Source organism: Faecalibacterium sp. DFI.5.82, assembly GCF_029076575.1.
GTDB lineage: Bacteria > Bacillota > Clostridia > Oscillospirales > Ruminococcaceae > Faecalibacterium > Faecalibacterium duncaniae.
On record NZ_JARFIS010000801.1, the window covers coordinates 1 to 299 of the forward strand.

Annotated in this window: 1 pseudogene; it reads left to right on the plus strand. The window is 61.5% G+C overall.

The features are described from left to right. Positions 1 to 299 (plus strand): annotated as a pseudogene (locus tag P0G09_RS18970) (diaminopimelate decarboxylase); the annotation flags it as partial.

Consider the following 299-nt stretch of genomic DNA (forward strand, 5'->3'; position numbering starts at 1 on the left):
GTCTGGTCGGGGCGGTAGGGGATGCCCACGCCGCCGGACAGGTTGATGTAGCCGATGTGGGCACCGGTGGCCTTCTGCACACGGACTGCCAGCTGGGCGAGAGCGAGGAGGGCTTCCAGGTTATGGACAAGCCCGGCGATGCCAAGTACGGCATGACCGAGGAGCAGATGATCGACGGCTACAAGAAGCTGATGGCAAAGGGTGCAAAGAACTTTGGCATCCATGCCTTCCTGGCCTCCAACACCATCTCCGATGCCTACTACCCTGAGCTGGCAGGCATCCTGTTCCAGCTGGCAGTC